This window comes from Pseudoalteromonas sp. NSLLW24, from assembly GCF_015864725.1.
Classification (GTDB): domain Bacteria; phylum Pseudomonadota; class Gammaproteobacteria; order Enterobacterales; family Alteromonadaceae; genus Pseudoalteromonas; species Pseudoalteromonas arctica.
Window position 1 is genome coordinate 12,529 of sequence record NZ_JADYWQ010000005.1, and the last position, 25,808, is coordinate 38,336.

The following is a 25,808-nucleotide window of genomic DNA, read 5'->3' on the forward strand; positions in this document are numbered from 1 at the left end:
TAAGGTAATTATGAACTCTGCAAATGGACTTATAACTTTTTCACTCTCAAAACCAGTCCCAGTGATTCTCCAATCCGAAATAGCCGAATGCGGCCTTGCCTCAATGGCTATGGTGGCATGTTATCGCGGTCATAAGCTGGATATGCCTGCCATGCGAAAACGCTTTTCGGCTAATCTAAAGGGTATGAACTTACAGCAGTTGATTGAGCTAGGTGATAATTTAGGGCTAGCTAGCCGTGCGCTACAATGCCCGCTTGATGAAGTTCATAAACTGCAAACGCCGTGTATATTGCATTGGGATATGAATCACTTTGTGGTGCTGACCAAAGTCTCTAGCAAAGGTGTTGCAGCTAAATTTGCAATTAATGACCCTGCTGTAGGTAAACGCAGTTTAAATAGTAATGAGTTTAGTAAACACTTTACCGGTATTTGTTTAGAGCTGACTCCAACCAGTCAGTTTGAAGCCAAACAAGAACAAGCACAGATGAAGTTTACCCAACTTTGGAGCTCAATGAAGGGCTTAAAAGCAGGGCTAATAAAACTGATTGCGTTGTCACTGGTATTGCAATTATTTGCTTTGATGACCCCTTATTATATGCAGTGGGTGGTGGATGAAGTACTCATTAGTTTTGATGAATCGTTATTAACGGTACTTGCCATGGGTTTTGCTCTGATTGCGATAATTTCAGTGGTGACTAATGCGGTACGAAGTTGGCTAATTTTACGGCTTTCGAGTTTGCTCAATATGCAAATGGGCGTGAATTTGCTCAGGCACTTATTGCGCTTGCCAATGAACTATTTTGAGTCCCGCCATATTGGCGATATTGTCTCGCGCTTTGGCTCATTAGCGCAAATACGGGAGCGCATAACTACAGGGTTTGTAGAAACACTGGTCGATGGCGTAATGGGCATTACCGTATTGATTATGATGCTAATTTATTCGCTAAAACTCACTGCGGTAGTTGTTGGTGCAATTGTACTATATACCTTGGTACGTTTAGCGCTGTATCGTCCACTACATCAAGCCACCGAAGAAATGATTCAATCATCTGCCAAAGAGCAATCGAACTTTTTAGAAAATATTCGGGGTATGCAAACTATAAAATTGTTTGGTAATGAATCGCAGCGCCAAGGAATTTGGCAAAACCGTTATGCAGAGGTAATAAACAGTGAAATTCGTTTAGGGCGTTTAAACATTAGCTTTGATTCATTTAACAAGCTGTTATTTGGCCTTGAAAATGTATTGGTGATTTACTTTGCTGCATTGCTAGTTATGAGCAATAGCTTGTCTGTTGGTATGGTACTGGCGTTTATTGCTTATAAAAACCAGTTAACCAGCCGCTTTGCCAACTTAATTGAGCAAATTATTCAATTCAAAATGATGCGCTTACACTTAGACCGTATTGCAGATATAGCACTCACGAAACAAGAAGCTAATCGTGACGGTGAAATGGCCTATACAGGTGATGACGAAGGTAAAGTGAGAGGCCAGCTTACGCTCGAGAATATTTGCTTTAGTTACAGTGAAGAGCAAGTGCCGATTTTAAATAATGTTAATTTAACGCTGAATACCGGTGACTCGATTGCGATTACAGGACCATCTGGCGCGGGTAAAACTACGCTAATGAAAATTATGCTGGGGTTATTACAGCCGACCTCGGGTAAAGTGCTGCTGGATGGTAAAGATATCACCCAGTTTGGTCTTAAAAACTACCGTAAACAAATAGCTGCAGTGATGCAGGATGACACATTGTTAGCTGGCTCAATCGCCGATAACATCAGCTTTTTTGACCCACAGCCCAATTACTTAAAAATAGAGCAATGTGCCCGACATGCAGCTATTCATGATGATATTACCAAAATGACTATGGGTTATAACTCATTAGTAGGTGATATGGGATCAAACTTGTCGGGCGGGCAGGTGCAGCGGCTATTATTAGCGCGAGCGTTGTATCAATCGCCCTGCGTGTTGTTTATGGATGAAGCGACTAGTCATTTAGACAAAGGCAACGAAGCCAAAATAAGTGAACAAATTCAGCACTTACCCATCACACGGATTATGATTGCTCATCGCCAAGAAACCATTAACATGGCCAGCAAAGTCTATCAACTGAAAGAGGGTAGGTTGGTGGAGCTACAACAGCAGAGCGAGAGTGCATAAAACAATCAAGGCGTGTGTATTACACGCCTTTTTATTATGTTTACAGTTAATAAAAGCTCAATACCAGCGATATAAAAACCCCAGTCACAAACAACTGCACAACACAAAACCCCATAATATCTTTTGCTTTTAAGCCTGCGATAGCAAGGACGGGTAATGCCCAAAAAGGTTGAATTAAATTAGTCCACGCATCACCCCACGCAACAGCCATTGCAACGCGAGATATATCGGCACCTAGCTCTTGTGCTGCAGGTATTACAATAGGCGCTTGTACTGCCCATTGGCCGCCGCCAGAGGGTACAAACATATTAACGAGTCCTGCACTTATAAAACTAAAAAATGGCAAGCTATCAGCATCTGCAACGGCAATAAAGCCACGTGATATCTGTTGTGCTAATCCGCTATCAACCATTACCGCCATAATGCCAGCATAAAAAGGAAATTGAATAACGATGCCAGCCCCGCTTGGAATTGCTTGTTGCAGACTGTTAAGTAAATTATGGGGTGTTTGATGAAGCGTAATAGCTAAAAACAAAAATACGGCAATAACGCTATTAAGGTTTAAGTTTCCGCCAGCAATAAAAAAGTAATAACCTAAATATGCCAAACCTAATAAGCCAATTGTCATGCCGAGTAGTTTACTTTGTTCCAAATGTTGGGCGGGTCTGGTTATTGTTGTGGGCTTAGGTGTTGTCTCTTGTAAAAGAGCTGGGTCGATATATACGCTTTCTTGCTCGCTTGGTAGCATATAGCGATTAACGAGCGGCATAATAATGAATAAACCAACTAATATGGCTATATTAAAGCCCGCAAATAAAGTGTGCTCTGTACTAATAATACCAATGCTGGCCTCTGAAAAGTGACCATCGGTTGCGATAGTTAAAGGAATCGAGCCAGCTAATCCGCCATGCCATACAACAAAACCTGAGTAAGCGCTGGCTACTAATAATCGATAATCAACACGAGTATGTTTAGCAATTGCCTTGGCAAAAAGAGCACCAATAACTAAGCCAAATCCCCAATTTATCCAGCTCGCTAAAAGCGAAATAAGCGTTACCAATATAATTGCTTTAGGTGCTGTATTTGCGAGTGTTGCTAGTTTTTCTAATAACTTACTTATAGGTGGCGTACTTGCCAACATGTAGCCCGTAATTAACACCAGCAGCATTTGCATAGCAAAACTTAATAAGTTCCAAAATCCACCTCCCCACGCTTGTAATACTTCAATGTTGGTTGCGGTTGTAAATAAGCTCGCACTAATAAGGGTGATTATTGTAAGTAAAATTACAAATATAAAAGGGTCGGGAAGATAGCGCTCTACAATTTTAGTAAAAGGGCGGGCTATTTTATTAAGCATAAGCACAACTGTTTTGGTTATTATTTTAACGCTAATTAATCATGAAAAATCATCATTGGCAAACAGCATTTAGTCTTATATTTGCGGTTAAAAGCTTAAACATTGCTTAAAAGCATCGCTTACAGTAACGTACTGTTTATAGATAATTTACTAACGAAGACTTTGTATTATGCCGGTGATATTTAAAAGGCTAGCGTTACTTGTTCGCGCTCATATAGATCAGTTGAGTTGGCAAGCAGTGGCATTAGCTATTTTGACTCATATGCTATTAACATGGAGCTTACTATTTATAGCGAATGAGAAAGCGTTAACCTCGCTTACTACCTTTTTTTACTATTACACAGTAACAACATCAACAGTGGGATATGGTGACTTTAGTCCAACTACTGATCTTGGTCGTTGGGTGGTTGCATTAATACAAATTCCATTTGGTTTAGCTTTATTTGGTGTTTTGCTAGGAAAAGCAGGACAAACTGTTACTTACTTAATTAGGCGCGCTATGACTGGTGATAAAAACTTTGCCCACAGTAACCACCATATTATTATTTTTGGTTGGCACGACACTCGTACAAAAAAGATGATTGATTACATTTTGGCAGATACGAAACGTACTGACCGTCGTATTTTACTCGCGGTAACAGAGCAAATGGATCATCCTTTTTTAGCTAACGAAAGCGTTGATTTTGCACGTTTAACGAGTTTTACAAATTTAGCTGAACTAGAGCGTGTAGCTATTCGTAGTGCTGATAAGGTGATTATTGATGGTCAAGATGACGACCAGACATTTACGACAGCCCTGCGCATAAGTCGCTTAGTAAAAGATGATTGTCATATAAGTGCTCACTTTTTAGATGAAACTAAAGTTGAGATGATGTTAGAGCATTGCCAAAATGTAGAATGTAGTAGTGCAAAATCAGCTGAGATATTAGTACGCTCAATGCAAGACCCTGGTTCGAGCCGTGTGCAAGAGGAGCTGCTATCTACTTTGCACGGCGATACACAATTTAGCTTGAAAGTACCAAGTGGCTGCAAAGATATGGAGTTTGGTACTTTGTTTCATCATTTTAAGCTTGAGCATGATGCAATACTGTTAGGTGTTGCCCATAATTTAAGTGCGCAAAATATGGATTTAAACCCACCATTAGATTACAAAGTAAGTGAAGGCGATATTTTGCACTATATATCGGTAGATCGAGTATTAAGTAGTGAAGTAGACTGGTCGAGCCTAGAAAAATAATGAATGAAGTTGTATTTTTAATTGTTGTTTTAAGTGCTTACATATTACCTGTCGTTATTGTACTCAACAGTAAGCGTACACAGGGTCATGAAAAGAATGGCTGGCTAATGGGAATCATTATATTTTCTTGGTTAGGTTTAATGATGTACTTTACCATTGTGCCCAAGCATAGGCACAAAAAGAAAAAGGCTAAATAGAGTAGTTAGCCTTTATAGCCGTTTTAGTTGGAATAATTACTCTTCCAACTGTTTGAGTTTATGCTCAATTAGAGGGTCGTCAGGTAGAAGTTGCTGGGCGACTTCTAATAGCTGAATAGCATCATTAGGGTGCTCATCTTGGTGCTTAAGTGCCACATCTATTAATGGCTGAATATCAATTTTTGCTTGATGCTCTTGTACATACACTTCTTTTTCATCAGCTAAAATTTTATGCGCTGTACTCAATAATGCTAAACGATGGGGGGAGTCTGCATTAGCCGTATTGAGACTTTGATAATAATCTTCTTTTAAGCGTAAGGTTTTGGTTTGCAGGCGAAACTGTGCAATATCTATTTGCTGATGTTGAATGAAATCAACGGCTACTTGCTTATAAAACCCAAACTTATTCAAATATGTAGCGTGTGTGCCATGTCCCATACCAAATACTCGCAAGTGAGTTAACTGCTTATAGCGCTTGGCGTGCATTCGGTCTATACGATTAGTAGGATCGTAAATAATATAGCCTTGGGCATCTCCTAAATCTAGATCGTGATAATCTTGTTGCCAGTCAAACTGCTGAGCTATATCGGTACTAGAGCGGTCATCCCAGGGTACTAATTCTTTATTTTTAGTACTTACCGGGTGAAAGAACAGTACTTGGTTTAGCTTTAATAGTTTAGCAAAAGCGCCAACAGCAAATCCGCCACGGCTTAAGCCATAGCCTAATCGACAATTAAACGGCGTAAGTAATGTTGATAATTGCTCGAGAAAAAAGATTAAATTACGATTACGAAACCAATTACTTTTACCTAAATGCTGAAAAGCGATTACGTTTACGTTTTGTTTTTGAGCTAAGTGATAACCCCATGGTGCAAAATCAGGATTGAGATCTTGCTCTTGCACGTTAGTGCCTGCGGGTGAAAAGGTAAAAAGCAGGGGCTTATTAACGTCAACAAAATCATACTTAACAAATACATCGCCGAGTAAATCACTACCCGTCATGGGTAATCGAGTTTGTTGCTCATTGCGCGGGAGAGTTAACCATTCATCTAACCAATACAGTAATTTCATTAATCCTCCAGCTATAAGTCGGCGCGGATCATATCAAACTCAATGAAATTAGGTCAAACCGAGAGGGTGTTACTGCGCCATTTTGATTATTTCATCCCAGTCATTTTTAGTAACAGGCATTATTGATAGTCGTCCGCCTTTTTTAAGTGCGATTTCAGTAATATTATTATTGGCTTTAATATCTTTAAGGCTAATTAATTTTTTTAAATGGCTTTGGTAAGTAACCTCAACAACAACCCAGCGTGGTTTGTCGCTGGTGGCTTTTGCATCGTAATAGTCGCTACTTAAATCAAACTGAGTAGGATCTGGGTAGGCATCGTGTGTCACTTCGGCAATACCCGCTACACCTACGTGTTTACAGCTTGAATGGTAAATCATCACTGAATCACCGAGCTTAACGCCATCACGCATGAAGTTTCGCGCTTGGTAATTACGCACGCCTTCCCAAAGAGTCGTTTGTTTTGGTGCGTTTTTTAAATCATCTAATGAAAACGCATCGGGTTCAGTTTTAAATAGCCAGTAAGCCATAACAGTATTCCTAACAAATATTTACTTCCCACTATTGTATAGTATCATTTGGATACTAGGGTAATGAGGAAGAAGTAATGAGCCAAGTATTAGATGATTTATTGTCGTTGTTAACACTTGAAGAAATTGAGCAAGGTTTATATCGAGGACAAAGCCAAGATTTAGGCTTTGGTGCTGTGTTTGGCGGTCAAGTTATGGGGCAGGCGCTTTCTGCCGCTAAAGAAACTCTACCTGAGGGGCGTATAGTTCATTCATTACATTCTTACTTTTTACGCCCAGGCGATCCAGCTAAACCGATTGTTTATGATGTCGAAACTATTCGCGATGGAAAGAGCTTTAGTACTCGCCGAGTAAAAGCGATTCAGTACGGTAAGCCAATTTTTTATATGACAGCGTCGTTTCAGGGTGAAGAAAATGGTTTGTCGCATCAAGCAACAATGCCTGATGTACCCGCACCTGAAGAGTTACGCTCATCACTTGAGTTTTATCAAGATAACGCTTCGCATATCCCTGAAGTCATCCGTAATAAGTTTACGCGTGAAATGCCAATTGAAATGCGACCAGTTACTTTTCATAACCCGTTTAAACCAGAAGTTATGGAGCCGGTAAAGCATATTTGGTTTAAAGCTAATGGTGAAATGCCAGACGATCAGCGCATCCACAATTACTTATTAGCGTATGCCTCTGACTTTGAGTTTTTACCAACAGCATTGCAGCCTCATGGTGTATCGTTTATGCAGCCAAATATGCAAGTAGCTACTATTGATCATGCAATGTGGTTTCATCGCCCATTTAGAATGGATGATTGGATTTTGTATTCAATTGATAGTCCAAGTGCGAGTAATGGGTGTGGTTTGGTACGTGGGCAGTTTTTTGATCGCCAAGGCAACTTGGTTGCCTCAACAATGCAAGAAGGGGTTATGCGTCAGCGCTAACCCCCTTTTATAGATATAGTACTAGTTACACTGATCTTGTACTATATCGCTGATTGACTGCCAGACGCGTGCTGGCAGTAATGTTTTAAGGTGTGCGTAGGTTTCGCAAAGTTGTGTACTGCCTACTAAGCCTTTATCACCCTCTGTTATTAACGACTCGCCACGTAAGTTCTCGATAAAACTAACAAGTACTTTTTTATCAAAAAATTCAGGTGTTTTAATACCATGCAGTGTGCCTAAACGCTGTGCAAGCACTTGGCTCTCTCGTTCTAATTCTGCTTTTTCAATGCCATCACTTGTTTGAATAAAACCAATCACAATAGCGTAACGTTGTAGAGTAAAACTAAGTGCTCGTCCAAGCATTTCTAGCTTAGCTAAGCAGTCATTACTGTTCGTTATATGAATGTTATCGCCATCAAACTCAATTAAATTTTGATCAGCAAAGTTAGCTAAAATACGTGTTATGTAGCTCTCATCAAGAGGCTGTAAATACCATTCTTTAGCAAATAACGGATAAAACGTTTTTACAAGTTGCTGGCATTGCTCAATAGTTGTGCTGTGTTGTTTAAATAGATGTAGTGCAATTAAGCTTGGTACTGCAAACAAGTGCAAAATGTTGTTTCGGTAGTAATTAAACAGTACTTTTTCTTTATCGCTAATAGTAATAATTTCGCCAAATTCATCACTGATAACTTCAAACTTATTCAGCTTTAATGCATGCGTTAGTAATTGCTCTGGTGTTTCGTCTGGCGCGGTTACTTTATCGCTATAGCTTGCATCGCGCTGTAAGCGCAGATAAAAATCAAGTTGTGCTAATAGCTTTGGTTTACTCAATGCTTGTTTATCGTTAACCAGCAATATCATCGCTAGTAAGTTAACCGCATTAAGCGCCGCCGCATTATTAATTTTAACCATTACTTGGTCGGCAAGTTTAGTTACTTGTGGCGCTAACCATTGTGGCTTTTGCACATCGGTAGGGTGTATTGAATCACGCCAATCAGGTTGGTTATCGTTTAAGTATTGGTTAATCGAGATTGGATCACCAAAGTTTAAATTACCACGACCGTAGTTTTTAAGGTTTTTGATTGCCTTAAAAATACCAAATATAGATTCGCCTTTTTTATCTTTTCCATCCAGCTCTTTAAGGTAGGTGTTAATTTCCATGACGTGCTCGTAGCCAATGTACACAGGAACGATAGATATTGGTCTGTCTATTCCGCGTAGCATTGCTTGTAATGTCATAGATAGCATACCCGTTTTAGGCGGAAGTAAGCGCCCAGTTCGGCTTCGACCGCCTTCCGTGTAAAACTTAACAGAGTAACCTTTAATAAACAGTTGGCTTAAATACTCTTTGAATATGGCAGAATAAAGTTTATTGCCTGCAAACGAGCGACGAATAAAGAATGCCCCAGAGCGTCTAAATATGCCACCGGCAGGGAAAAAGTTAAGATTTATACCTGCAGCTATATGTGGTGGAACTAAGCCTAAATGATAAATAGAGTAAGTAAGCAGTAAGTAATCCATATGACTGCGATGACAAGGCATATAGATTATTTCATGGCCTTTATCTGTTAGTTCATGAATTTGTTCTGCGTGTTTAATATCAATACCGTTATAGAGCTTATTCCACAACCAAGTTAAAAATCGCTCGGCCACACGTATCATTGCTTCAGAGTAATTAGCGGCTATCTCATCAAGTAGCTTAAGTGCATTTTGGCGGGCTTCTGTTTGGCTAATGTTTTTAGCTTTAGCTTCATCTTGAATTGCTTTTTTTATTGTAGGTGACGCTAATAATGAATTAAATAATTGTTCACGAGAGGGCATCTTAGGGCCTGTAGCAGCTAGCTTTTGGCGCTTAAAGTGAACACGTGCTACACGTAATAATTTATGTGGTAACTCGCTTACATCGGCTTTTTCATTGACTAAAAGCGATAAGTCGAGTGGTTGGCTAAAGCGAATAAAGTTGTCGCGTCCTGAAAACAACACCACAAAAAACTTTCTAAACCAGCTAGGAGTTAGAGAGTGCGTAATTAAAGTGCGTAGCCCCGGCTTTTCTTTACCCGGGTCGCGACCCCATAAAATAGTAACCGGAACCACTTGTACGTTTTGCTGCCCACTTTGTATTAGGTATTCAATAATTTGTTTACCTTGAGCTAAAGCATTGGTTGGCTTAGCTTCATCACCAAACAGTGGTGGTGGATTTTTAATACCAATAAAACGGTCTAAATCTTGGTTACCTAATACTTGCTCTTCGGTTGGGCTAGGTAGACCATTTTTTTTACACGCATGTGCGAGAGCCGCTAAATCAAATCGTGAATTTAAACGCACTATATAAAATGTAGGGTACTCAGGGTTTAGATCATACTGTTTAATCGGATTTTCTGGCAGCACTTTGCTTTTTACAAATAAGCGGCTAAATCCAGCAGACATAACATTTAAACAATAATTAAAAATACGCATCGACTCACCATATTGAGAGTATTAAGGGCAAAATTAGCGCAGTAGGATACCATAATATCTAAAAATCCCTTAGTTTGCGTAATTAAGGTGTTAACTTGTTTATTGACTAACAGTAGAGGTATTAGTTCAAGTATAGCTAGTAAGCATGTATGGGTGCTTATTTAATCAAATTTATAGGCATTGTATTGTTTCTAAATAGTTGTTGCATTTATCACCAATACCTCTATAATACGCAGGCTTTCAAAATTCCTCTGGGAACTAGAAAGGATAAATTAAGCTTGGATTTCAAGCTAATAAACAGGAGTTCCGATTTGGAACTCAACGTAGATATAATCAAACAGCCGACATCTTAAGTTTTAAGATTGTTTCGGTCGTTTTTTTATGCTCTTTTATATGCTCTTTATATTGAGGTTAAGAATGTCAAATCAACGCATTCGTATTCGCCTAAAAGCTTTTGACCACCGTTTGATTGACCAATCAACGGCAGAAATCGTGGAAACTGCGAAACGCACTGGCGCACAAGTACGTGGTCCAATCCCACTACCTACACGCTTTGAACGTTTTACTGTACTAACTTCACCGCACGTTAATAAAGATGCGCGTGATCAGTACGAGATCCGCACCCATAAACGTCTGATAGACATCGTAGAACCAACTGACAAGACTGTAGACGCGCTTATGCGTTTAGATCTTGCTGCTGGTGTTGATGTTCAAATCAGCCTGGGTTAATCGAAAGATTAGAGAGGTTTTAGGAAAATGGCATTAGGTCTAGTCGGTCGTAAAGTGGGTATGACACGAATCTTCACTGAAGATGGTGTATCTATCCCTGTGACAGTTATTGAAGCGACACCTAACCGCATTGCTCAGATCAAATCTGACGCAACAGACGGTTATAACGCGCTTCAAGTAACCGCAGGCACTAAAAAAGCAAGTCGTGTAAACAAAGCTAAAGCGGGTCATTTCGCTAAAGCTGGTGTTGAAGCGGGTCGCGGTCTGTGGGAATTCCGCCTTAACGGTGGTGAAGGCGATTTTGAAGTAGGCGCTGAGCTTACTGTTGAATTATTCAACGAAATCAACAAGGTTGACGTAACCGGTACTTCTAAAGGTAAAGGTTTCCAAGGTGGTGTTAAGCGCTGGAATTTCAGCATGCAAGACGCTACACATGGTAACTCTCTATCTCACCGTGCTCCTGGTTCAATCGGTCAAAACCAATCACCTGGTAAGGTGTTTAAAGGTAAGAAAATGGCCGGTCATATGGGTGCTGAGCGTGTAACGACTCAAAACTTAGAACTAGTTCGCGTTGACGCTGAGCGTAATTTGCTTTTAGTTAAGGGTGCAGTACCTGGAGCTATTGGCGGTGACGTTATCGTTAAACCAGCTGTTAAAGCATAAGTCCTGGAGATTTAGTGATGGAATTAGCAATTAAAGACGCTTCTGGCGGTCTTGAAGTTTCTGAAGCTACTTTTGGACGTGAGTTTAACGAAGCATTAGTACATCAAGTAGTTGTTGCATACGCAGCAGGTGCTCGTCAAGGTACTCGTGCTCAGAAGACACGTTCTGAAGTAAGCGGTGGTGGTAAAAAACCATGGGCTCAAAAAGGTACTGGCCGTGCACGTGCCGGTACAATCCGTAGCCCAATTTGGCGTTCAGGTGGCGTTAGCTTTGCAGCTAAACCACAAGACCACAGCCAAAAAGTAAACCGTAAAATGTACCGTGGTGCGATTAAAAGCATCTTATCTGAATTAGTTCGTCAAGAGCGTTTAATCGTTGTTGAAAGTTTTGCTCTAGCAGCACCAAAAACTAAAGAACTAGTTGCTAAGCTTAAAGAACTTGAGCTTAAAGATGTTCTTATCGTGACTGAAGAAGTAGATGAAAATCTTTTCTTATCGGCACGTAACCTTTATAAGGTTGACACACGTGATGTAGCTGGTATCGATCCTGTAAGCTTAATTGCTTTCGATAAGGTACTTATTACAGCCGCTGCTGTTAAGCAACTTGAGGAGGCGCTAGCATGATTCGCGAAGAACGTCTTTTAAAAGTGATCCTTGCTCCACATATCTCTGAAAAAAGCACAATTGCTGCTGAAGAAAACAATACTATTGTTTTTAAAGTAGTAAATGACGCAACTAAAGCTGAAATTAAAGTAGCAGTTGAGAAGCTTTTTGAAGTAGAAGTAACTGGTGTTCGCACACTTAACGTTAAGGGTAAAACAAAACGTACTGGCGCACGTTTCGGTCGTCGTAGCGACTGGAAGAAAGCTTACGTTACTCTTAAAGAAGGCAGCGAGCTAGACTTTGTCGGCGGCGCCGAGTAATAAGGGGATAGAATTATGGCACTTCAAAAGTGTAAGCCTACTTCTGCGGGCCGTCGTCACCTAGTTAAAGTGGTTAACTCTGATCTACATAAGGGTAAGCCATACGCACCACTTTTAGAGAAAAACTCTAAATCAGGTGGTCGTAATAACAATGGTCGTATTACGGTTCGTCATATCGGTGGTGGTCATAAACAACACTACCGTTTAATCGATTTTAAACGTACTAAAGATGGCATTCCAGCTACTGTTGAACGTTTAGAATACGATCCAAATCGTAGCGCAAACATCGCTCTTGTATTATATGCAGACGGTGAGCGTCGTTACATTATCGCACCTAAAGGCTTAAAAGCTGGCGATGCAATCCAGTCTGGTGTTGATGCACCAATCAAGCCTGGTAATGCATTACCAATGCGTAATATGCCTGTAGGTTCGACTGTTCACAACGTAGAATTAAAACCAGGTAAAGGTGCTCAAATCGCACGTTCTGCTGGTGCATACGTTCAAATCCTTGCTCGTGATGGTCAGTATGTAACATTACGTCTTCGTTCAGGCGAAGTTCGTAAAGTTGAATCTGATTGTCGTGCGACTCTAGGTGAAGTAGGCAATGCTGAGCATATGCTTCGTTCACTTGGTAAAGCAGGTGCAAATCGCTGGCGTGGTATTCGTCCGACAGTTCGTGGTGTTGCCATGAACCCGGTAGATCACCCACACGGTGGTGGTGAAGGTCGTACATCTGGTGGTCGTCATCCTGTGTCTCCATGGGGTAAACCGACTAAAGGTGCGAAGACGCGTAAGAACAAGCGTACGGATAAATTTATAGTACGTCGTCGTACTAAGTAATATTGAGGAATAGCCATGCCACGCTCTCTCAAGAAGGGTCCTTTTATAGACCTACACTTGCTGAAGAAGGTAGAGAAAGCTTTGGAAAGCGGTGAGAAAAAGCCAATTAAAACTTGGAGCCGTCGTTCAATGATCATACCTAACATGATCGGATTGACCATTGCTGTCCATAATGGTCGCCAGCACGTACCAGTTTTCGTTTCTGACGAAATGATCGGTCACAAACTAGGTGAATTTGCACCAACTCGCACTTACCGTGGCCATGCTGCGGATAAGAAAGCGAAGAAACGATAAGAGGGGAAGATAAATGCAAGCATTAGCTAAACATAAATTCGCCTCTGGTTCGGCGCAAAAAGCACGTCTAGTTGCAGATCAGATCCGCGGGTTACCTGTAGATCGCGCACTAGAAATCCTGGCGTACAGCCCGAAGAAAGCGGCTGTATTAGTTAAGAAAGTACTTGAGTCTGCTATTGCTAACGCAGAGCATAACGAAGGTGCTGACATTGATGAGCTTCGTATAACAACGATCTTTGTGGACGATGGTCCTACAATGAAACGTATTATGCCTCGTGCTAAAGGACGCGCAGACCGCATCCTTAAGCGTACAAGCCATATCACTGTTATGGTTTCAGATAGCTAGGAGTATAAGTAATGGGACAAAAAGTTCATCCTACTGGTATTCGCCTAGGTATATCTAAACCTTGGGTTTCTACCTGGTACGCGAGTTCAAAAGATTTCTCTGCACAGCTTTTTGGCGATCACAAAGTTCGTACATTCCTTACTAAGGAATTGAAAACGGCTTCTGTGTCTAAAATCGTTATTGAGCGTCCAGCAAAATCAATCCGTGTAACAATTCATACGGCTCGTCCGGGTGTTGTTATCGGTAAAAAAGGCGAAGACGTAGAAAAATTACGTCAAGCGGTAACTAAAATCGCTGGTGTACCTGCTCAGATTAATATCTCTGAAGTACGTAAACCAGAACTAGATGCACAACTAGTAGCAGACGGCATTGCCTCTCAACTAGAACGTCGTGTTATGTTCCGTCGCGCTATGAAGCGTTCGGTACAAAATGCAATGCGCATCGGTTCTAAAGGGATTAAAGTTGAAGTTAGCGGTCGTCTTGGCGGCGCTGAAATCGCACGTTCAGAATGGTATCGTGAAGGTCGTGTACCTCTACATACTCTTCGTGCTGATATCGATTACGCAACTTCTGAAGCCTTAACCACTTATGGTATCATTGGTGTTAAAGTTTGGATCTTCAAAGGCGAAGTTATTGGTGGTTTACCACTAGTACAAGAGCAAGAGAAGCCAGCTAAACGCGCACCAAAGAAAGCCAAGAAAAGTGCTAAGTAGAGGTAGCGACTAATGTTACAGCCAAAACGTACAAAATTCCGTAAAATGCACAAAGGCCGCAACCGCGGTTTAGCGCAAAACGGTAACAAAGTAAGCTTCGGTACTTTCGGATTGAAAGCAACTGGCCGTGGCCGTATGACTGCTCGTCAAATCGAAGCAGCTCGTCGTGCTATGACGCGTCACGTGAAACGTCAAGGTAAAATCTGGATTCGTGTCTTCCCTGACAAACCGATTACAGAAAAACCTCTTGAAGTTCGTATGGGTAAAGGTAAAGGTTCTGTTGAATATTGGGTTGCTGAAATTCAGCCTGGTAAAGTACTTTACGAAATGGAAGGTGTTTCAGAAGAGCTTGCTCGTGAAGCATTCGACCTTGCTGCTCGTAAATTGCCATTCAAAACAACTTTCGTAACTCGGACGGTAATGTGATGAAAGCTAGCGAACTAAAAGACAAAAGCGTAGAAGAGCTTAATGCTGAACTTCTAGGACTACTTCGTGAGCAATTTAATATGCGCATGCAAGCTAGCACTGGTCAGTTAGCTCAGACACACACGCTAAGAACAGTACGCCGCGATATCGCGCGTGTAAAAACAGTTATTAACCAGAAGGCAGGTCAATAATGAGCGATAAAATTCGTACTCTTCAAGGCCGTGTAATCAGCGACAAGATGGAAAAATCTTTCACTATCGCTATCGCACGTTACGTGAAGCACCCAATCTATGGGAAATTCATTAAACGTACGACTAAGTTACACGTACATGACGAAAATAACACAGCAAAAGCGGGTGACGTAGTTACTATCCGTGAATGCGCACCAATTTCTAAGAATAAATCTTGGACTTTAGTAGACGTTATTTCTAGTCCAAAACAAGCTTAATTTTTTAATTAAGTTAGTTTTGTAAAAAAGCCCCGGCATTAGCTGGGGCTTTTTGTATTTAAAGCACCTGCAAACAGTAAACTAGGGTGAGCGGGTCACCTGGATTAGTCTTCTATCTGAAAATACAAAGTTATCTTGGGGAGTAGTTGAGAGTTTCATTTACCAGTTACTTTTTTGCTAGCAGAACCATCTACTGAATCAGAAGAAGTTAGATAATAAACTTACATATCTCAGTTAATTTAATGCCAATATGGGGTCATCTAATTCGTGGTGTTACCTTTCTTTTACTATCTTTTACTATCTTTTAGTCTGAGAACTCACTTACCTTATTTTATTACAATAATACAGTTTCAAAGTATCGAAAATAGACATCCATACACAACTTTCATTATCAGCTTATCTGGTTTTTTTATGTCTAAAACCTCAATTTATCGCCTTAAATTAATATTCTGGTATGATTAGCAAATATGCGCTTTTGAATGAATTTTTGAGGTAGTAATGACGCGTAGTTTTGAATTTCATTTGACTGATGAAGTAGCCACGGTTGCAATGGGTAATCGCGTTGCTGATATTATAGAGCAAGGTGCGGTTATTTATTTACATGGTGATTTAGGCGCTGGTAAAACAACGTTTACAAGAGGGGTAGTGCAAGGCTTTGGACATACAGGCAAAGTTAAAAGCCCAACGTATACACTTGTTGAACCTTATGAACTCGAGCGCGCAAATGTTTATCATTTTGATTTATATCGCTTAGGTGACCCTGAAGAGCTTGAATACATGGGAATACGCGATTATTTTTCACCAGATGCAATTTGCGTTGTTGAGTGGCCAGAAAAAGGTGGTGAATTTATTCCTGTGCCTGATTTAGATATTACTCTAAGCTATATGGGTAACGAACGTAAAATTGTTATTAATAGCGCCAGTGAGCGTGGTGTAGCAATTGTCGAAAAACTAAATAACAAATAATAATATAGTTAAGGCAGTAATTATCAAATGAGCCGAGGTGTAGTTAAACTCTTTATTTACCTTATGGTTATTACCATAAGCTTGCCGCTGTGGGCCAAAAATACAATTAATAGTGTACGCGTATGGCCGTCCCCTGATAGTACGCGTGTGGTATTTGATTTAAATGATAAGCCTGACTTTAGCTATTTCATGCTTAAAAACCCAAGCCGCTTAGTAATTGATTTAGAAAACACTAGCGAGTTAAAAATACTACCAGGTGTACCACCAAAACATCAAATAGTGAGCAAGTTACGCTACTCAAAACCTAAAAATAAGCACAGTGTTCGGTTAGTGTTTGAATTAAACGCACCAGTAAAGCCAGTTGTATTTGCTTTAGCGCCTACAGGCCCTTATAAAAACAGGCTCGTTGTTGATTTATACAATAAAAGCCAAGCTGCCACAGTTGTTTCTCCTGCTCAAACAGCAGCTAAAAACCGCCAGTTAAGCCAAGAACGCGATATTGTGATTGCAATTGATGCGGGTCATGGCGGCGAAGATCCAGGTTCAATTGGTCCCTCTGGCACGTACGAAAAAACAGTAACACTGCAAATTGCAAAACGTTTAGAGCGCATGATTGATGGCGAACGTGGGATGATTTCGCGCATGGTACGAAGCGGTGACTACTTTGTAAAACTTAATACGCGAACCAATCGTGCTCGTGAAAAAAAGGCCGACTTTTTTGTCTCTATTCATGCTGATGCATTTACGAGCCCGGGACCAAATGGTGCCTCTGTTTGGGTGTTGTCGTTAAGGCGTGCTAATTCAGAGATAGGTAAATGGATAGAAGATAAAGAAAAGCACTCTGAGCTTTTAGGTGGCGCTGCGGATGTAATGAAAGATGCCGCTAACGAAAAATACTTAGCGCAAGCATTACTTGATATGTCGATGGATCACTCTATGAAAACCGGCTTAAACGTAGCTGACGAAGTGGTTAAAGAGCTACGTAAAGTTGCTAAGTTGCATAAGAAAGATCCCCAACATGCGAGTCTTGCTGTACTTAAATCACCAGATATCCCATCAATTTTAGTAGAAACAGGGTTTATATCTAACCCACGAGAAGAAAAGCTGCTTAAAAGTGCTAACCATCAAGAGCGTTTGGCTAAAGCTATATTTACTTCTATTAAAAATTACTATTTAAAAAATCCACCTGATGACTCTTTATTTGCTAAATTAAAGTCGCAATATCCAACAAAGCACAAGGTACGCCCGGGTGAATCTTTAAGTATGTTGGCGAGTCGCTATGGCATTACAGTCACTGAATTAAAACAAGTTAATAAGCTTAGCTCTAATACTTTGTTTATTGGGCAAGAGCTCGATATACCACAAAGTTAGTCATTATTATTAGCGCAATGCTTGCTAGGAAATCTCATGAATATTGAAATATTACCCGCGCGTTTAGCTAACCAAATTGCCGCAGGCGAAGTGGTTGAGCGCCCAGCGTCGGTAGTAAAAGAGCTAGTCGAAAACAGTTTAGATGCTGGCGCTACACGTATTCAGATAGATATAGAGCGTGGCGGTCATAAGCTTATTCGTATACGTGATAACGGTTCAGGGATAAGTAAAGATGAGCTAACGCTCGCGCTTTCTCGTCACGCTACGAGTAAATTAAAATCTCTAGATGACCTTGAAAATATTTGTTCACTTGGTTTTAGGGGTGAAGCGCTTGCGTCAATTAGTTCTGTATCGCGTTTAACACTGAGCTCAAAACCAAAAGATCAAGAAGCTGCTTGGCAAGCATTTGCAGAAGGTCGCGATATGGCCGTGCAAGTAAAGCCAGTAGCGCACCCTGATGGCACAACCATTGAAGTAAAAGATTTATTTTTTAACACCCCAGCTCGTCGTAAATTCTTGCGTACCGAAAAAACTGAATTTAGCCATATTGATGAGTTGATAAAGCGTATTGCGCTTAGTCGCTTTGATGTCTCTATTACACTAACTCACAACGAAAAAGTAGTAAGGCAGTATCGTGCGAAGACAGATCCCTCTCAGGCTATTACACGTGTAGCCCAAGTTGCAGGTAAGGCTTTTGCTGAGCAAGGTTTGCATATTCAATCAGGAGAGGGTGGCTTACAGCTGCATGGTTGGGTGCTACCTGTAGGGTCAGCTAATACGACTCAGTATACTTATGTTAATAATCGTATGATGCGCGATAAACTTATTCTGCATGCTATACGCCAGGCATTTGAAGAAGTAAGTGGAACACAAGAATTACCCGGTTTTGTCATTTATATTGATATAGACCCTCGGCAGGTTGATGTAAATGTTCATCCAGCTAAGCATGAAGTGCGTTTTCATCAAGGGCGCTTAATTCATGACTTTATATTACAGGCTATTAAGCAAGTGGTAGTGCCGCTGCAAGGTGAGTTTACGAATGAACCGCTTAGCTCTGAGATGGAATCTGCGCCTGTGTTTATGGGGTCAGCGCATAGTAGTTCTAATGATACAAAAGCGGATGGAGTATTTGATTACCCTAAATCGCAATTACAGCCCTCTTACTCTGGAAGTGCTGGTAGTTCATCATCAGGTACTAGAAGTGTTGGCGGTGGCGGGGCATACCGTGCTACACCAAGTACGAGCCATCATGATGTAAACGCGTTTTATCAAGGTGTGAGTGAGCAACACGCTGCGCATTTTGATAATGTAGCAAACATACCCGTAGCACAACACCAGTTAGAGTCTGCGCATAATGTTTTAAAGACAGTTTCAATCATCAGTGTTAATGAAGGTGCGTGTGTATTTAGTGTTGAGCAGCAATTGTATTGCTCACATTTCAAATATGCATTGGTAGATGATTGGCATAATCAAATTAAAGAGTCCGGAAGTTTAGAAGGGAAAGCTCTTTTGCTGCCCGTAAGAGTAAACTTATCAAAAGAAGATTGCTTACTTATAGAAGCTCAGCAATCGTGGTTTACTTTACTTGGTTTTGAACTCGTAATAGAAAAACAGTTTGTAATGGTTAAAAAATTGCCAGCGTGCTTATATTTACTTGATGTAAGTACAGCGATAGGTGAGCTACTTGATGGGTGTAAAGCAGGGCTTGAAAATATAGAGAATTGGTTAGAGTGGCAGATAAAATGTGTACCTCCCCGGTTTTATTTAAGCAATGTGTTTTTAGCGCAACAAATGCGCTTACAAAATAATCCGCAAACTATTGAACGCTTACGCGAAAAAGCAGTTAAAATAGAGCTAAATCACTATTTAATGCAATTAGATTAAGGTATCAGTGTTGAGTAATTTACCAGTCATATTTTTAATGGGTCCAACTGCTGCTGGTAAAACAGCATTGGCAATCTCACTGTGCGAGCATTTAAATACAGAAATAATCAGCGTTGATTCAGCGTTAGTGTATAAAGATATGAACATTGGTACTGCAAAACCCGATGCAGAAGAACTTGCTAAAGCTCCGCATCATCTGATCGACTTACTTGACCCGAGTGAAACATATTCAGTTGCTGATTTTAGGCGCGATGCAGTACAAAAAATTGACGAATTTCATAGACAAGGTAAAGTGCCTGTATTGGTTGGAGGTACAATGTTGTACTTTAAATCTTTAATTGATGGTTTATCGCCTTTGCCTGAAGCAGATACAGTAATAAGATCAGAGCTAGAAGCACAAGCTAAAGAATTTGGCTGGCCTCATTTATATAAAGAATTAGTTAAAGTTGACCCAAAAGCAGCCGAAAAAATAAGTGAGAATGACTCACAAAGAATTAATCGAGCTTTAGAGGTTTACAGGTTAACTGGTAAGACCATGACTGAGTTGCAAAAGCAAAAACAGCCGGCTTTACCTTATACTTTTCATCAATTTGCGATTGCACCGCAAGAACGTAGCGAATTACATCGCCGAATTGAAGAAAGGTTTAAAATAATGATTGATCAGGGGTTTGAAAATGAAGTTTCGACCCTATATCTACGTAAGGATTTACACCCCAATATGCCTTCTATTCGTTGTGTTGGTTATAGACAAATGTGGGATTACCTTGCGGGTGAAACAAGCCATGATGAAATGGTTTTTCGTGGCATCGCAGCAACACGTCAATTGGCAAAACGTCAGTTAACGTGGCTTCGTAGCTGGCCTGATGTTACTTGGTTAACAACGGGTGACGAAGAAAACTTGCATCGTGTAGTAAGTTCGCTAAGCTAGTAGTAGTTGAATATTGTTTTTTATCAAATAAGTTCAGCCACTTAATTATAATAACACCTAGAACGAAGGAACAATAACATGGCAAAAGGCCAATCGTTACAAGACCCATTTTTGAATGCACTACGACGTGAGCGCATTCCAGTATCAATCTTTTTGGTAAATGGCATAAAATTACAAGGCAAAATTCAGTCATTTGACCAATTTGTTATTTTACTAGAGAACACCGTAAATCAAATGGTTTATAAGCATGCAATTTCAACAGTTGTCCCTGCTCGCGCAGTTAACTTCCAAGCAGTTCAAGGGAGTGAAGACACTGAGGAACCAGAAGCTGGTAACTTTTAATTAGGAGCATAATGTTTGTTTGACCGCTATGAATCCGGCGAACAGGCAATTTTAGTTCATATCGACTTACCTAAAGAAGGGGATCGTGAAGATCTTCATGAATTAGAAATGTTGGTATCTTCTGCTGGTGTTAGTAGTTTGGCGGTTGTGCAAGGCAGCCGTCAAGCACCACATCCGAAACTATTCGTCGGTACCGGTAAAGCAGAAGAAATAGCTGAGATTGTCAAAATCCACAATGCAGATGTCGTAATTTTCAATCATCAACTCAGGCCGTCACAAGAGCGCAATTTAGAGCGTGTTTGTCAGTGTCGTGTGCTTGATAGAACGACGCTAATTCTTGATATTTTTGCCCAACGTGCACGTACCCATGAGGGTAAGCTGCAGGTTGAATTGGCACAACTTCGCCATATGTCGACTCGATTAATTCGGGGCTGGACCCATCTTGAACGCCAAAAAGGCGGGATTGGTTTACGTGGACCTGGTGAAACCCAACTTGAAACAGATAGACGATTACTTCGTGCCCGAATTCAAAATATCCGTGCGCGTTTAGCTAAAGTAGCAGTGCAACGCGAACAAGGTAGGCGAGCTCGCACTCGTAACGAAATACCTACGGTATCGTTAGTTGGCTATACCAATGCGGGTAAATCTACATTATTTAATCGAATTACGAATTCAGATGTATACGCGGCCGATCAGTTGTTTGCAACGCTTGACCCGACTCTACGTAAGCTTGAATTAGGTGATGTTGGTCCTGTTATCTTAGCTGATACAGTGGGCTTTATTCGTCATTTACCGCACGACTTAGTTGCTGCTTTTAAAGCAACGCTAACTGAAACTCGTGAAGCTGATTTACAGTTACATGTAATTGACGCAGCAGACTCTCGTCTTCAAGAAAATATTGAACAAGTACAATCGGTGCTTAAAGAAATTGAAGCCGATGAAGTACCACAGCTATTAATTTATAATAAAATTGATGCGCTGGATAACGTAAGCCCACGTATTGATCGAGATGACGAAGGCCAACCTATAAGAGTATGGCTTAGCGCTCAGACTGGTGAAGGGTGTGAATTACTTAGTGAGGCTATTAGTGAACTGCTTGCTAAGAAGATGTTTAACGAAACATTATTTCTTACGCCATTGTATGGTCGCCTAAGGGCTGCATTGTTTAGTTTAAATGCAGTACATGAAGAACGCTTTGATGAGCAAGGTAATTGGCTGTTAGATGTTAGAATGCCAATGGTTGAGTGGAATCGTTTAATTAAAGAATTTGGTCCTGAAATTGCTGGTTTTATCAACCGTAATTAAAAATTGACGTTTTAATGTCGGTTTTTGTATGAGAAACGCGGTAGATTTGTTAGATTTAACACAATTTCCTAATTTATTTAGATAACAATGGAGTATAGCTATGGCCTGGAATGAACCGGGTAATAATGGCAATGACAAAGATCCGTGGAATAATAAAGGCGGACGTGATCAAGGCCCACCTGATTTAGACGAGGTGTTCCGCAAGTTTAGTAACAAGTTCGGCGGCTTATTTGGCGGGAAAAAATCCGGCAATGGTAGCGGCGGTGGACTTGGCGGAGCCGGTATTTCATTCATACTTATTATCGCCGTTATTGTATGGGCGTTAAGTGGTATTTATACGGTTAAAGAAGCCGAGCGTGGTGTGGTTCTTCAATTTGGTAAATATGACCGAATTGCTGATCCTGGTCTGCGTTGGAAAATGACGTTTATTGAAACGGTAATCCCAGTAGATATTGAAGCAGTTCGTTCATTATCGGCTTCTGGTTTTATGCTTACTGAAGACGAAAACGTAGTGAGCGTTGAGTTTCAGGTGCAATACCGTGTTATTGACCCATACCTTTATGAATTTAGCGTAACTAACGCTGATAGTAGCTTAGAAGAAGCACTAGATAGTGCACTACGTTACGTTGTGGGCCATGCAAAAATGGACCAAGTATTAACTAATGGCCGTGAGGTTGTTCGTCAAAATACATGGGATGAGCTTAATAAGATTATCGAACCATATAACTTAGGTTTAATTGTTACTGACGTGAACTTTAAAGACTCTCGTCCGCCAACTGAAGTTAAAGATGCATTTGATGATGCGATTGCTGCACAAGAAGATGAAGAACGTTTCATTCGTGAAGCAGAAGCATATGCTCGTGAAATTGAACCGCGTGCTCGTGGTCAAGTAACGCGTATGACTCAAGAAGCGGAAGGTTACCAAGAGCGTATTACATTAGAAGCACAAGGTGAAGTAGCTCGTTTTGAAAAGCTATTACCTGAATATCAAGCAGCTAAAGAAGTTACTCGTGAGCGCTTATACATTGATGCAATGGAAGAAGTGTTAGGGAGTAGTTCTAAAATATTGGTTGATGTTAAAGGCGGTAATAATATGCTTTATTTACCACTTGATAAGATCATGGATAAGCAAGGGACAGCAACACGTGTTGCACTTCCAAGCTCTAGTGATATTCAAGATTTACGCAATAAAGTAAATACGTCACGCAATAGCTCTGTTAATAGTGGCAATGACCGCTTTAACAACGACCGCTTCAATGATGGGAGATAATCATAATGAAAAACTTTAGTTTAGTAATACTATTAGCTGCCATTGTTATGTCTTTCTCATCGGTATTTGTTGTACCTGAAGGGCAAAAAGCAATTGTAATGTTATTCAGTAAAGTACAAAAAGATAGCGACGATCAAGCGATTGTATATGGCCCAGGCCTACAATTTAAGGTGCCATTTTTTAGCCAAGTTCGTCGCATTGATGCACGTATTCAAACGCTAGATGGTGCGCCGGATCGCTTTGTTACTAGTGAGAAAAAAGACTTAATTGTTGATTCGTTTGTAAAATGGCGTGTTAATGACTTTAGCGCTTTTTACTTACGTGCCCGTGGCGATAAGCAATATGCTGAAACGCTACTTAAACAAAAAGTAAATAATGGTCTTCGTACAAACTTTGGTACACGTACAATTCGCGAAATTGTATCGGGTGAGCGTAGCGAGTTGATGGAAGAAGCGTTAGTACAAGCTTCTGAAAGTGCACGTGAGCTTGGTATTGAGGTGCTAGACGTACGTGTTAAGCAAATTAACCTACCACAAGAAGTGAGTAGCTCTATTTACCAACGTATGCGCGCTGAGCGTACTGCTGTTGCAAAAGAGCATCGTTCTGAAGGTCAGGAAAAAGCCGAGACTATTCGTGCGGGTGTTGACCGTCGTGTAACAGTAATGCTTGCCGATGCAGAACGTAATGCGCGTTCTGTACGTGGTCAAGGCGATGCTGATGCCGCAGGCATCTATGCAAGCGCGTATAACAAAGACCCTGAGTTCTTTAGTTTTGTGCGTTCGCTTGAGGCTTACAAAAAGACTTTTAAAAATAAGCAAGACGTTATGGTGCTTTCACCAGATAGCGACTTCTTCCAATATATGAAAGGCGCTAAAGCTCAATAGGCTTTACGTTAATTATTTAGAAGTTAAAAAGCCTCGCATTTGCGGGGCTTTTTGTTAAACACAGTCTAGTGCTTTAAATCACTGTTATTTATGTGGTTATTAGCTAATATTTGGATATAACAAATGCGCGCAGAAAAAATAAGCTGAACAGGGGTGATCTTTACTTTAGTTTTCTGGTAAAATCTCGTCCTAATTTTCTCTAAGTGAATTTACGATGGGTAAAAACGTTGTTGTATTAGGCACCCAATGGGGTGACGAAGGAAAGGGTAAGGTAGTTGATCTCCTTACAGACAAAGCATCTTTAGTAGTTCGTTATCAAGGTGGCCACAATGCGGGTCATACTTTAGTTATCGAAGGTGAAAAGACGGTTCTACACCTTATTCCATCGGGTGTATTACGTGACAATGTTAAATGTGTGATTGGTAATGGTGTAGTTTTATCACCAGAAGCGCTAATGAGAGAAATTGGCATGCTTGAAGAACGCGGCGTACCAGTACGTGAGCGTCTTTTAATAAGTGAAGCATGTCCGCTAATCTTGCCTTTCCATGTTGCATTAGATGTAGCCCGCGAAACTGCTCGTGGCGATAAGCCAATTGGTACAACTGGCCGTGGTATCGGTCCTGCGTACGAAGATAAAGTGGCTCGCCGTGGTTTACGCGTAGGCGATTTATTTAATCCTGAATTATTTGCAGCTAAATTAAAAGAAGTTCTTGAATACCATAACTTCACTTTAGTTAACTACTACAAAGTAGACGCTGTAGATTTCCAAAAAACGTTTGATGATGCAATGGCTGTTGCTGATATCTTAAAAGCAATGGTTGTAGATGTAACTGAGCTTTTAGATCAAACGCGTTTAGCAGGCGAAAACATTTTATTTGAAGGTGCACAAGGTACGTTACTTGATATCGATCACGGTACTTACCCTTATGTAACATCTTCAAATACTACAGCTGGTGGCGTTGCTACTGGTGCAGGTTTTGGTCCATTAAACCTTGATTACGTTTTAGGTATTATTAAAGCGTACACTACACGTGTTGGTTCAGGTCCTTTCCCTACAGAGCTTTACGACGGTCTTGAGAAACAAGATCCAGTTGGTAAGCACTTAGGTGATAAAGGCCATGAGTTTGGCGCTACAACAGGTCGACTTCGTCGTACTGGTTGGTTAGATGCAGTGGCTATGCGCCGTGCGGTTCAAATCAACAGTATTTCAGGTTTTTGTTTAACTAAGCTTGATGTTTTAGACGGCTTAGAAACGCTTAAAATCTGTATTGGTTACAAGCTTGAAGATGGCACAGTTACTAACGTAACACCATTAGCAGCTGAAGGTTACGATAAAGTAACGCCAGTATACGAAGAAATGCCAGGTTGGTCAGAAAACACTGTTGGTGTAACGAGTCTTGACGGTTTACCAAAAGCTGCGATTGACTACATCAAGCGTATTGAAGAAATTACGGGTGTTCCAATTGATATTATTTCTACAGGTCCAGACCGCGTAGAAACTATGGTACTTCGCAACCCGTTTGCGTAATTA

Annotated in this window: 28 protein-coding genes; 24 read left to right on the forward strand and 4 right to left on the reverse strand. The window is 40.7% G+C overall.

What is annotated here, in order from left to right; all coding sequences use genetic code 11:
* Nucleotides 1-10 precede the first annotated feature (10 nt).
* Entirely contained in the window at nucleotides 11-2,161 is a 2,151-nt protein-coding gene (locus tag I6E72_RS06380; RefSeq protein ID WP_197111529.1) for a peptidase domain-containing ABC transporter, read from the forward strand.
* 46 nt (nucleotides 2,162-2,207) lie between these two features.
* On the opposite strand, the gene I6E72_RS06385 is transcribed toward I6E72_RS06380, so the two are convergent.
* Nucleotides 2,208-3,518 carry a short-chain fatty acid transporter gene (locus tag I6E72_RS06385; protein ID WP_197111531.1) on the reverse strand — a complete coding sequence of 437 codons (1,311 nt, stop codon included), beginning with the start codon at nucleotides 3,516-3,518 and terminating at the stop codon, nucleotides 2,208-2,210.
* Between the two features lie 169 nt (nucleotides 3,519-3,687).
* On the opposite strand from I6E72_RS06385, the gene I6E72_RS06390 reads away from it, so the two are divergent.
* Nucleotides 3,688-4,755 (forward strand): potassium channel family protein, encoded by a 1,068-nt coding sequence (locus I6E72_RS06390; RefSeq protein WP_007587041.1) that lies wholly within the window; start codon nucleotides 3,688-3,690, stop codon nucleotides 4,753-4,755.
* The gene (locus tag I6E72_RS19730; protein ID WP_007587044.1) at nucleotides 4,755-4,952 is read left to right on the forward strand and encodes a PLDc N-terminal domain-containing protein; all 198 of its coding nucleotides are present in this window, start codon (nucleotides 4,755-4,757) and stop codon (nucleotides 4,950-4,952) included. Before I6E72_RS06390 ends, I6E72_RS19730 begins: the two co-directional genes overlap by 1 nt.
* Before the next feature lie 36 nt (nucleotides 4,953-4,988).
* Here the strand turns inward: I6E72_RS19730 and I6E72_RS06395 are convergent, their stop codons facing one another.
* Both I6E72_RS06395 and I6E72_RS06400 read right to left on the reverse strand, forming a co-directional pair.
* A complete protein-coding gene (locus I6E72_RS06395) occupies nucleotides 4,989-6,023 on the reverse strand; it encodes a cytosolic protein (protein WP_165722380.1) in 1,035 nt (344 codons plus the stop codon).
* Between the two features lie 69 nt (nucleotides 6,024-6,092).
* On the reverse strand, nucleotides 6,093-6,551 hold the full coding sequence (locus tag I6E72_RS06400; RefSeq protein ID WP_007587049.1) for an EVE domain-containing protein: 459 nt from the start codon (nucleotides 6,549-6,551) through the stop codon (nucleotides 6,093-6,095).
* Between the two features lie 77 nt (nucleotides 6,552-6,628).
* Between I6E72_RS06400 and tesB the strand changes: the two genes are divergently transcribed.
* Entirely contained in the window at nucleotides 6,629-7,486 is an 858-nt protein-coding gene (tesB, locus tag I6E72_RS06405; RefSeq protein WP_002957902.1) for an acyl-CoA thioesterase II, read from the forward strand.
* Between the two features lie 21 nt (nucleotides 7,487-7,507).
* On the opposite strand, the gene plsB is transcribed toward tesB, so the two are convergent.
* Nucleotides 7,508-9,946, reverse strand: coding sequence for a glycerol-3-phosphate 1-O-acyltransferase PlsB (gene plsB / locus I6E72_RS06410; protein ID WP_197111532.1), 2,439 nt, complete (start codon nucleotides 9,944-9,946; stop codon nucleotides 7,508-7,510).
* 417 nt (nucleotides 9,947-10,363) lie between these two features.
* On the opposite strand from plsB, the gene rpsJ reads away from it, so the two are divergent.
* From rpsJ to I6E72_RS06510, 20 genes are all read left to right on the forward strand, one after another.
* A complete protein-coding gene (gene rpsJ, locus I6E72_RS06415) occupies nucleotides 10,364-10,675 on the forward strand; it encodes a 30S ribosomal protein S10 (RefSeq protein WP_002957900.1) in 312 nt (103 codons plus the stop codon).
* Nucleotides 10,676-10,702: 27 nt separating this feature from the next.
* The gene (rplC, locus tag I6E72_RS06420) at nucleotides 10,703-11,338 is read left to right on the forward strand and encodes a 50S ribosomal protein L3 (RefSeq protein WP_002957898.1); all 636 of its coding nucleotides are present in this window, start codon (nucleotides 10,703-10,705) and stop codon (nucleotides 11,336-11,338) included.
* A gap of 17 nt (nucleotides 11,339-11,355) precedes the next feature.
* A complete protein-coding gene (gene rplD, locus I6E72_RS06425; RefSeq protein ID WP_002957897.1) occupies nucleotides 11,356-11,961 on the forward strand; it encodes a 50S ribosomal protein L4 in 606 nt (201 codons plus the stop codon).
* Nucleotides 11,958-12,260: a 50S ribosomal protein L23 gene (rplW, locus tag I6E72_RS06430; RefSeq protein WP_002957896.1), complete on the forward strand. Its 303-nt coding sequence runs from the start codon at nucleotides 11,958-11,960 to the stop codon at nucleotides 12,258-12,260. Before rplD ends, rplW begins: the two co-directional genes overlap by 4 nt.
* 15 nt (nucleotides 12,261-12,275) lie before the next feature.
* Nucleotides 12,276-13,100: a 50S ribosomal protein L2 gene (rplB, locus tag I6E72_RS06435; RefSeq protein WP_002957895.1), complete on the forward strand. Its 825-nt coding sequence runs from the start codon at nucleotides 12,276-12,278 to the stop codon at nucleotides 13,098-13,100.
* 15 nt (nucleotides 13,101-13,115) lie between these two features.
* The gene (gene rpsS, locus I6E72_RS06440; protein ID WP_004588689.1) at nucleotides 13,116-13,394 is read left to right on the forward strand and encodes a 30S ribosomal protein S19; all 279 of its coding nucleotides are present in this window, start codon (nucleotides 13,116-13,118) and stop codon (nucleotides 13,392-13,394) included.
* Between the two features lie 13 nt (nucleotides 13,395-13,407).
* Nucleotides 13,408-13,740, forward strand: coding sequence for a 50S ribosomal protein L22 (gene rplV / locus I6E72_RS06445; protein WP_002957892.1), 333 nt, complete (start codon nucleotides 13,408-13,410; stop codon nucleotides 13,738-13,740).
* An 11-nt stretch (nucleotides 13,741-13,751) separates the two neighbouring features.
* On the forward strand, nucleotides 13,752-14,453 hold the full coding sequence (rpsC, locus tag I6E72_RS06450; protein ID WP_002957891.1) for a 30S ribosomal protein S3: 702 nt from the start codon (nucleotides 13,752-13,754) through the stop codon (nucleotides 14,451-14,453).
* A gap of 12 nt (nucleotides 14,454-14,465) precedes the next feature.
* A complete protein-coding gene (rplP, locus tag I6E72_RS06455) occupies nucleotides 14,466-14,879 on the forward strand; it encodes a 50S ribosomal protein L16 (protein ID WP_002957890.1) in 414 nt (137 codons plus the stop codon).
* Nucleotides 14,879-15,070 (forward strand): 50S ribosomal protein L29, encoded by a 192-nt coding sequence (rpmC, locus tag I6E72_RS06460; RefSeq protein WP_002957889.1) that lies wholly within the window; start codon nucleotides 14,879-14,881, stop codon nucleotides 15,068-15,070. The genes rplP and rpmC overlap by 1 nt, the downstream gene beginning before the upstream one ends.
* Nucleotides 15,070-15,327, forward strand: a complete 258-nt coding sequence (gene rpsQ / locus I6E72_RS06465; RefSeq protein ID WP_002957888.1) for a 30S ribosomal protein S17 — start codon at nucleotides 15,070-15,072, stop codon at nucleotides 15,325-15,327. Before rpmC ends, rpsQ begins: the two co-directional genes overlap by 1 nt.
* A 498-nt stretch (nucleotides 15,328-15,825) precedes the next feature.
* Complete coding sequence (tsaE, locus tag I6E72_RS06470) at nucleotides 15,826-16,293, forward strand: tRNA (adenosine(37)-N6)-threonylcarbamoyltransferase complex ATPase subunit type 1 TsaE (RefSeq protein ID WP_024608194.1); 468 nt, start codon at nucleotides 15,826-15,828, stop codon at nucleotides 16,291-16,293.
* A gap of 27 nt (nucleotides 16,294-16,320) precedes the next feature.
* A complete protein-coding gene (locus I6E72_RS06475; RefSeq protein ID WP_024597271.1) occupies nucleotides 16,321-17,664 on the forward strand; it encodes an N-acetylmuramoyl-L-alanine amidase in 1,344 nt (447 codons plus the stop codon).
* A gap of 36 nt (nucleotides 17,665-17,700) precedes the next feature.
* Entirely contained in the window at nucleotides 17,701-19,548 is a 1,848-nt protein-coding gene (gene mutL, locus I6E72_RS06480; RefSeq protein ID WP_165722389.1) for a DNA mismatch repair endonuclease MutL, read from the forward strand.
* 10 nt (nucleotides 19,549-19,558) lie between these two features.
* Nucleotides 19,559-20,476: a tRNA (adenosine(37)-N6)-dimethylallyltransferase MiaA gene (gene miaA / locus I6E72_RS06485; RefSeq protein ID WP_007586400.1), complete on the forward strand. Its 918-nt coding sequence runs from the start codon at nucleotides 19,559-19,561 to the stop codon at nucleotides 20,474-20,476.
* A gap of 78 nt (nucleotides 20,477-20,554) precedes the next feature.
* Nucleotides 20,555-20,818: an RNA chaperone Hfq gene (gene hfq / locus I6E72_RS06490; protein ID WP_007586402.1), complete on the forward strand. Its 264-nt coding sequence runs from the start codon at nucleotides 20,555-20,557 to the stop codon at nucleotides 20,816-20,818.
* Nucleotides 20,819-20,833: 15 nt separating this feature from the next.
* A complete protein-coding gene (hflX, locus tag I6E72_RS06495) occupies nucleotides 20,834-22,123 on the forward strand; it encodes a ribosome rescue GTPase HflX (protein ID WP_007586404.1) in 1,290 nt (429 codons plus the stop codon).
* Between the two features lie 100 nt (nucleotides 22,124-22,223).
* Nucleotides 22,224-23,393 carry an FtsH protease activity modulator HflK gene (gene hflK / locus I6E72_RS06500; protein ID WP_010554352.1) on the forward strand — a complete coding sequence of 390 codons (1,170 nt, stop codon included), beginning with the start codon at nucleotides 22,224-22,226 and terminating at the stop codon, nucleotides 23,391-23,393.
* Nucleotides 23,394-23,398: 5 nt separating this feature from the next.
* Nucleotides 23,399-24,277 (forward strand): protease modulator HflC, encoded by an 879-nt coding sequence (gene hflC, locus I6E72_RS06505; RefSeq protein WP_010554353.1) that lies wholly within the window; start codon nucleotides 23,399-23,401, stop codon nucleotides 24,275-24,277.
* 214 nt (nucleotides 24,278-24,491) lie between these two features.
* A complete protein-coding gene (locus I6E72_RS06510) occupies nucleotides 24,492-25,805 on the forward strand; it encodes an adenylosuccinate synthase (RefSeq protein ID WP_010554354.1) in 1,314 nt (437 codons plus the stop codon).
* Nucleotides 25,806-25,808 lie beyond the last annotated feature (3 nt).

Excerpts from the sequence above, each read along its gene's own strand:
- I6E72_RS06380 (WP_197111529.1), top strand. The coding sequence starts at position 11 with ATGAACTCTGCAAATGGACTTATAACTTTTTCACTCTCAAAACCAGTC.
- I6E72_RS06385 (WP_197111531.1), bottom strand. The coding sequence starts at position 3,518 with ATGCTTAATAAAATAGCCCGCCCTTTTACTAAAATTGTAGAGCGCTAT.
- I6E72_RS06390 (WP_007587041.1), top strand. The coding sequence starts at position 3,688 with ATGCCGGTGATATTTAAAAGGCTAGCGTTACTTGTTCGCGCTCATATA.
- I6E72_RS19730 (WP_007587044.1), top strand. The coding sequence starts at position 4,755 with ATGAATGAAGTTGTATTTTTAATTGTTGTTTTAAGTGCTTACATATTA.
- I6E72_RS06395 (WP_165722380.1), bottom strand. The coding sequence starts at position 6,023 with ATGAAATTACTGTATTGGTTAGATGAATGGTTAACTCTCCCGCGCAAT.
- I6E72_RS06400 (WP_007587049.1), bottom strand. The coding sequence starts at position 6,551 with ATGGCTTACTGGCTATTTAAAACTGAACCCGATGCGTTTTCATTAGAT.
- tesB (WP_002957902.1), top strand. The coding sequence starts at position 6,629 with ATGAGCCAAGTATTAGATGATTTATTGTCGTTGTTAACACTTGAAGAA.
- plsB (WP_197111532.1), bottom strand. The coding sequence starts at position 9,946 with ATGCGTATTTTTAATTATTGTTTAAATGTTATGTCTGCTGGATTTAGC.
- rpsJ (WP_002957900.1), top strand. The coding sequence starts at position 10,364 with ATGTCAAATCAACGCATTCGTATTCGCCTAAAAGCTTTTGACCACCGT.
- rplC (WP_002957898.1), top strand. The coding sequence starts at position 10,703 with ATGGCATTAGGTCTAGTCGGTCGTAAAGTGGGTATGACACGAATCTTC.
- rplD (WP_002957897.1), top strand. The coding sequence starts at position 11,356 with ATGGAATTAGCAATTAAAGACGCTTCTGGCGGTCTTGAAGTTTCTGAA.
- rplW (WP_002957896.1), top strand. The coding sequence starts at position 11,958 with ATGATTCGCGAAGAACGTCTTTTAAAAGTGATCCTTGCTCCACATATC.
- rplB (WP_002957895.1), top strand. The coding sequence starts at position 12,276 with ATGGCACTTCAAAAGTGTAAGCCTACTTCTGCGGGCCGTCGTCACCTA.
- rpsS (WP_004588689.1), top strand. The coding sequence starts at position 13,116 with ATGCCACGCTCTCTCAAGAAGGGTCCTTTTATAGACCTACACTTGCTG.
- rplV (WP_002957892.1), top strand. The coding sequence starts at position 13,408 with ATGCAAGCATTAGCTAAACATAAATTCGCCTCTGGTTCGGCGCAAAAA.
- rpsC (WP_002957891.1), top strand. The coding sequence starts at position 13,752 with ATGGGACAAAAAGTTCATCCTACTGGTATTCGCCTAGGTATATCTAAA.
- rplP (WP_002957890.1), top strand. The coding sequence starts at position 14,466 with ATGTTACAGCCAAAACGTACAAAATTCCGTAAAATGCACAAAGGCCGC.
- rpmC (WP_002957889.1), top strand. The coding sequence starts at position 14,879 with ATGAAAGCTAGCGAACTAAAAGACAAAAGCGTAGAAGAGCTTAATGCT.
- rpsQ (WP_002957888.1), top strand. The coding sequence starts at position 15,070 with ATGAGCGATAAAATTCGTACTCTTCAAGGCCGTGTAATCAGCGACAAG.
- tsaE (WP_024608194.1), top strand. The coding sequence starts at position 15,826 with ATGACGCGTAGTTTTGAATTTCATTTGACTGATGAAGTAGCCACGGTT.
- I6E72_RS06475 (WP_024597271.1), top strand. The coding sequence starts at position 16,321 with ATGAGCCGAGGTGTAGTTAAACTCTTTATTTACCTTATGGTTATTACC.
- mutL (WP_165722389.1), top strand. The coding sequence starts at position 17,701 with ATGAATATTGAAATATTACCCGCGCGTTTAGCTAACCAAATTGCCGCA.
- hfq (WP_007586402.1), top strand. The coding sequence starts at position 20,555 with ATGGCAAAAGGCCAATCGTTACAAGACCCATTTTTGAATGCACTACGA.
- hflK (WP_010554352.1), top strand. The coding sequence starts at position 22,224 with ATGGCCTGGAATGAACCGGGTAATAATGGCAATGACAAAGATCCGTGG.
- hflC (WP_010554353.1), top strand. The coding sequence starts at position 23,399 with ATGAAAAACTTTAGTTTAGTAATACTATTAGCTGCCATTGTTATGTCT.
- I6E72_RS06510 (WP_010554354.1), top strand. The coding sequence starts at position 24,492 with ATGGGTAAAAACGTTGTTGTATTAGGCACCCAATGGGGTGACGAAGGA.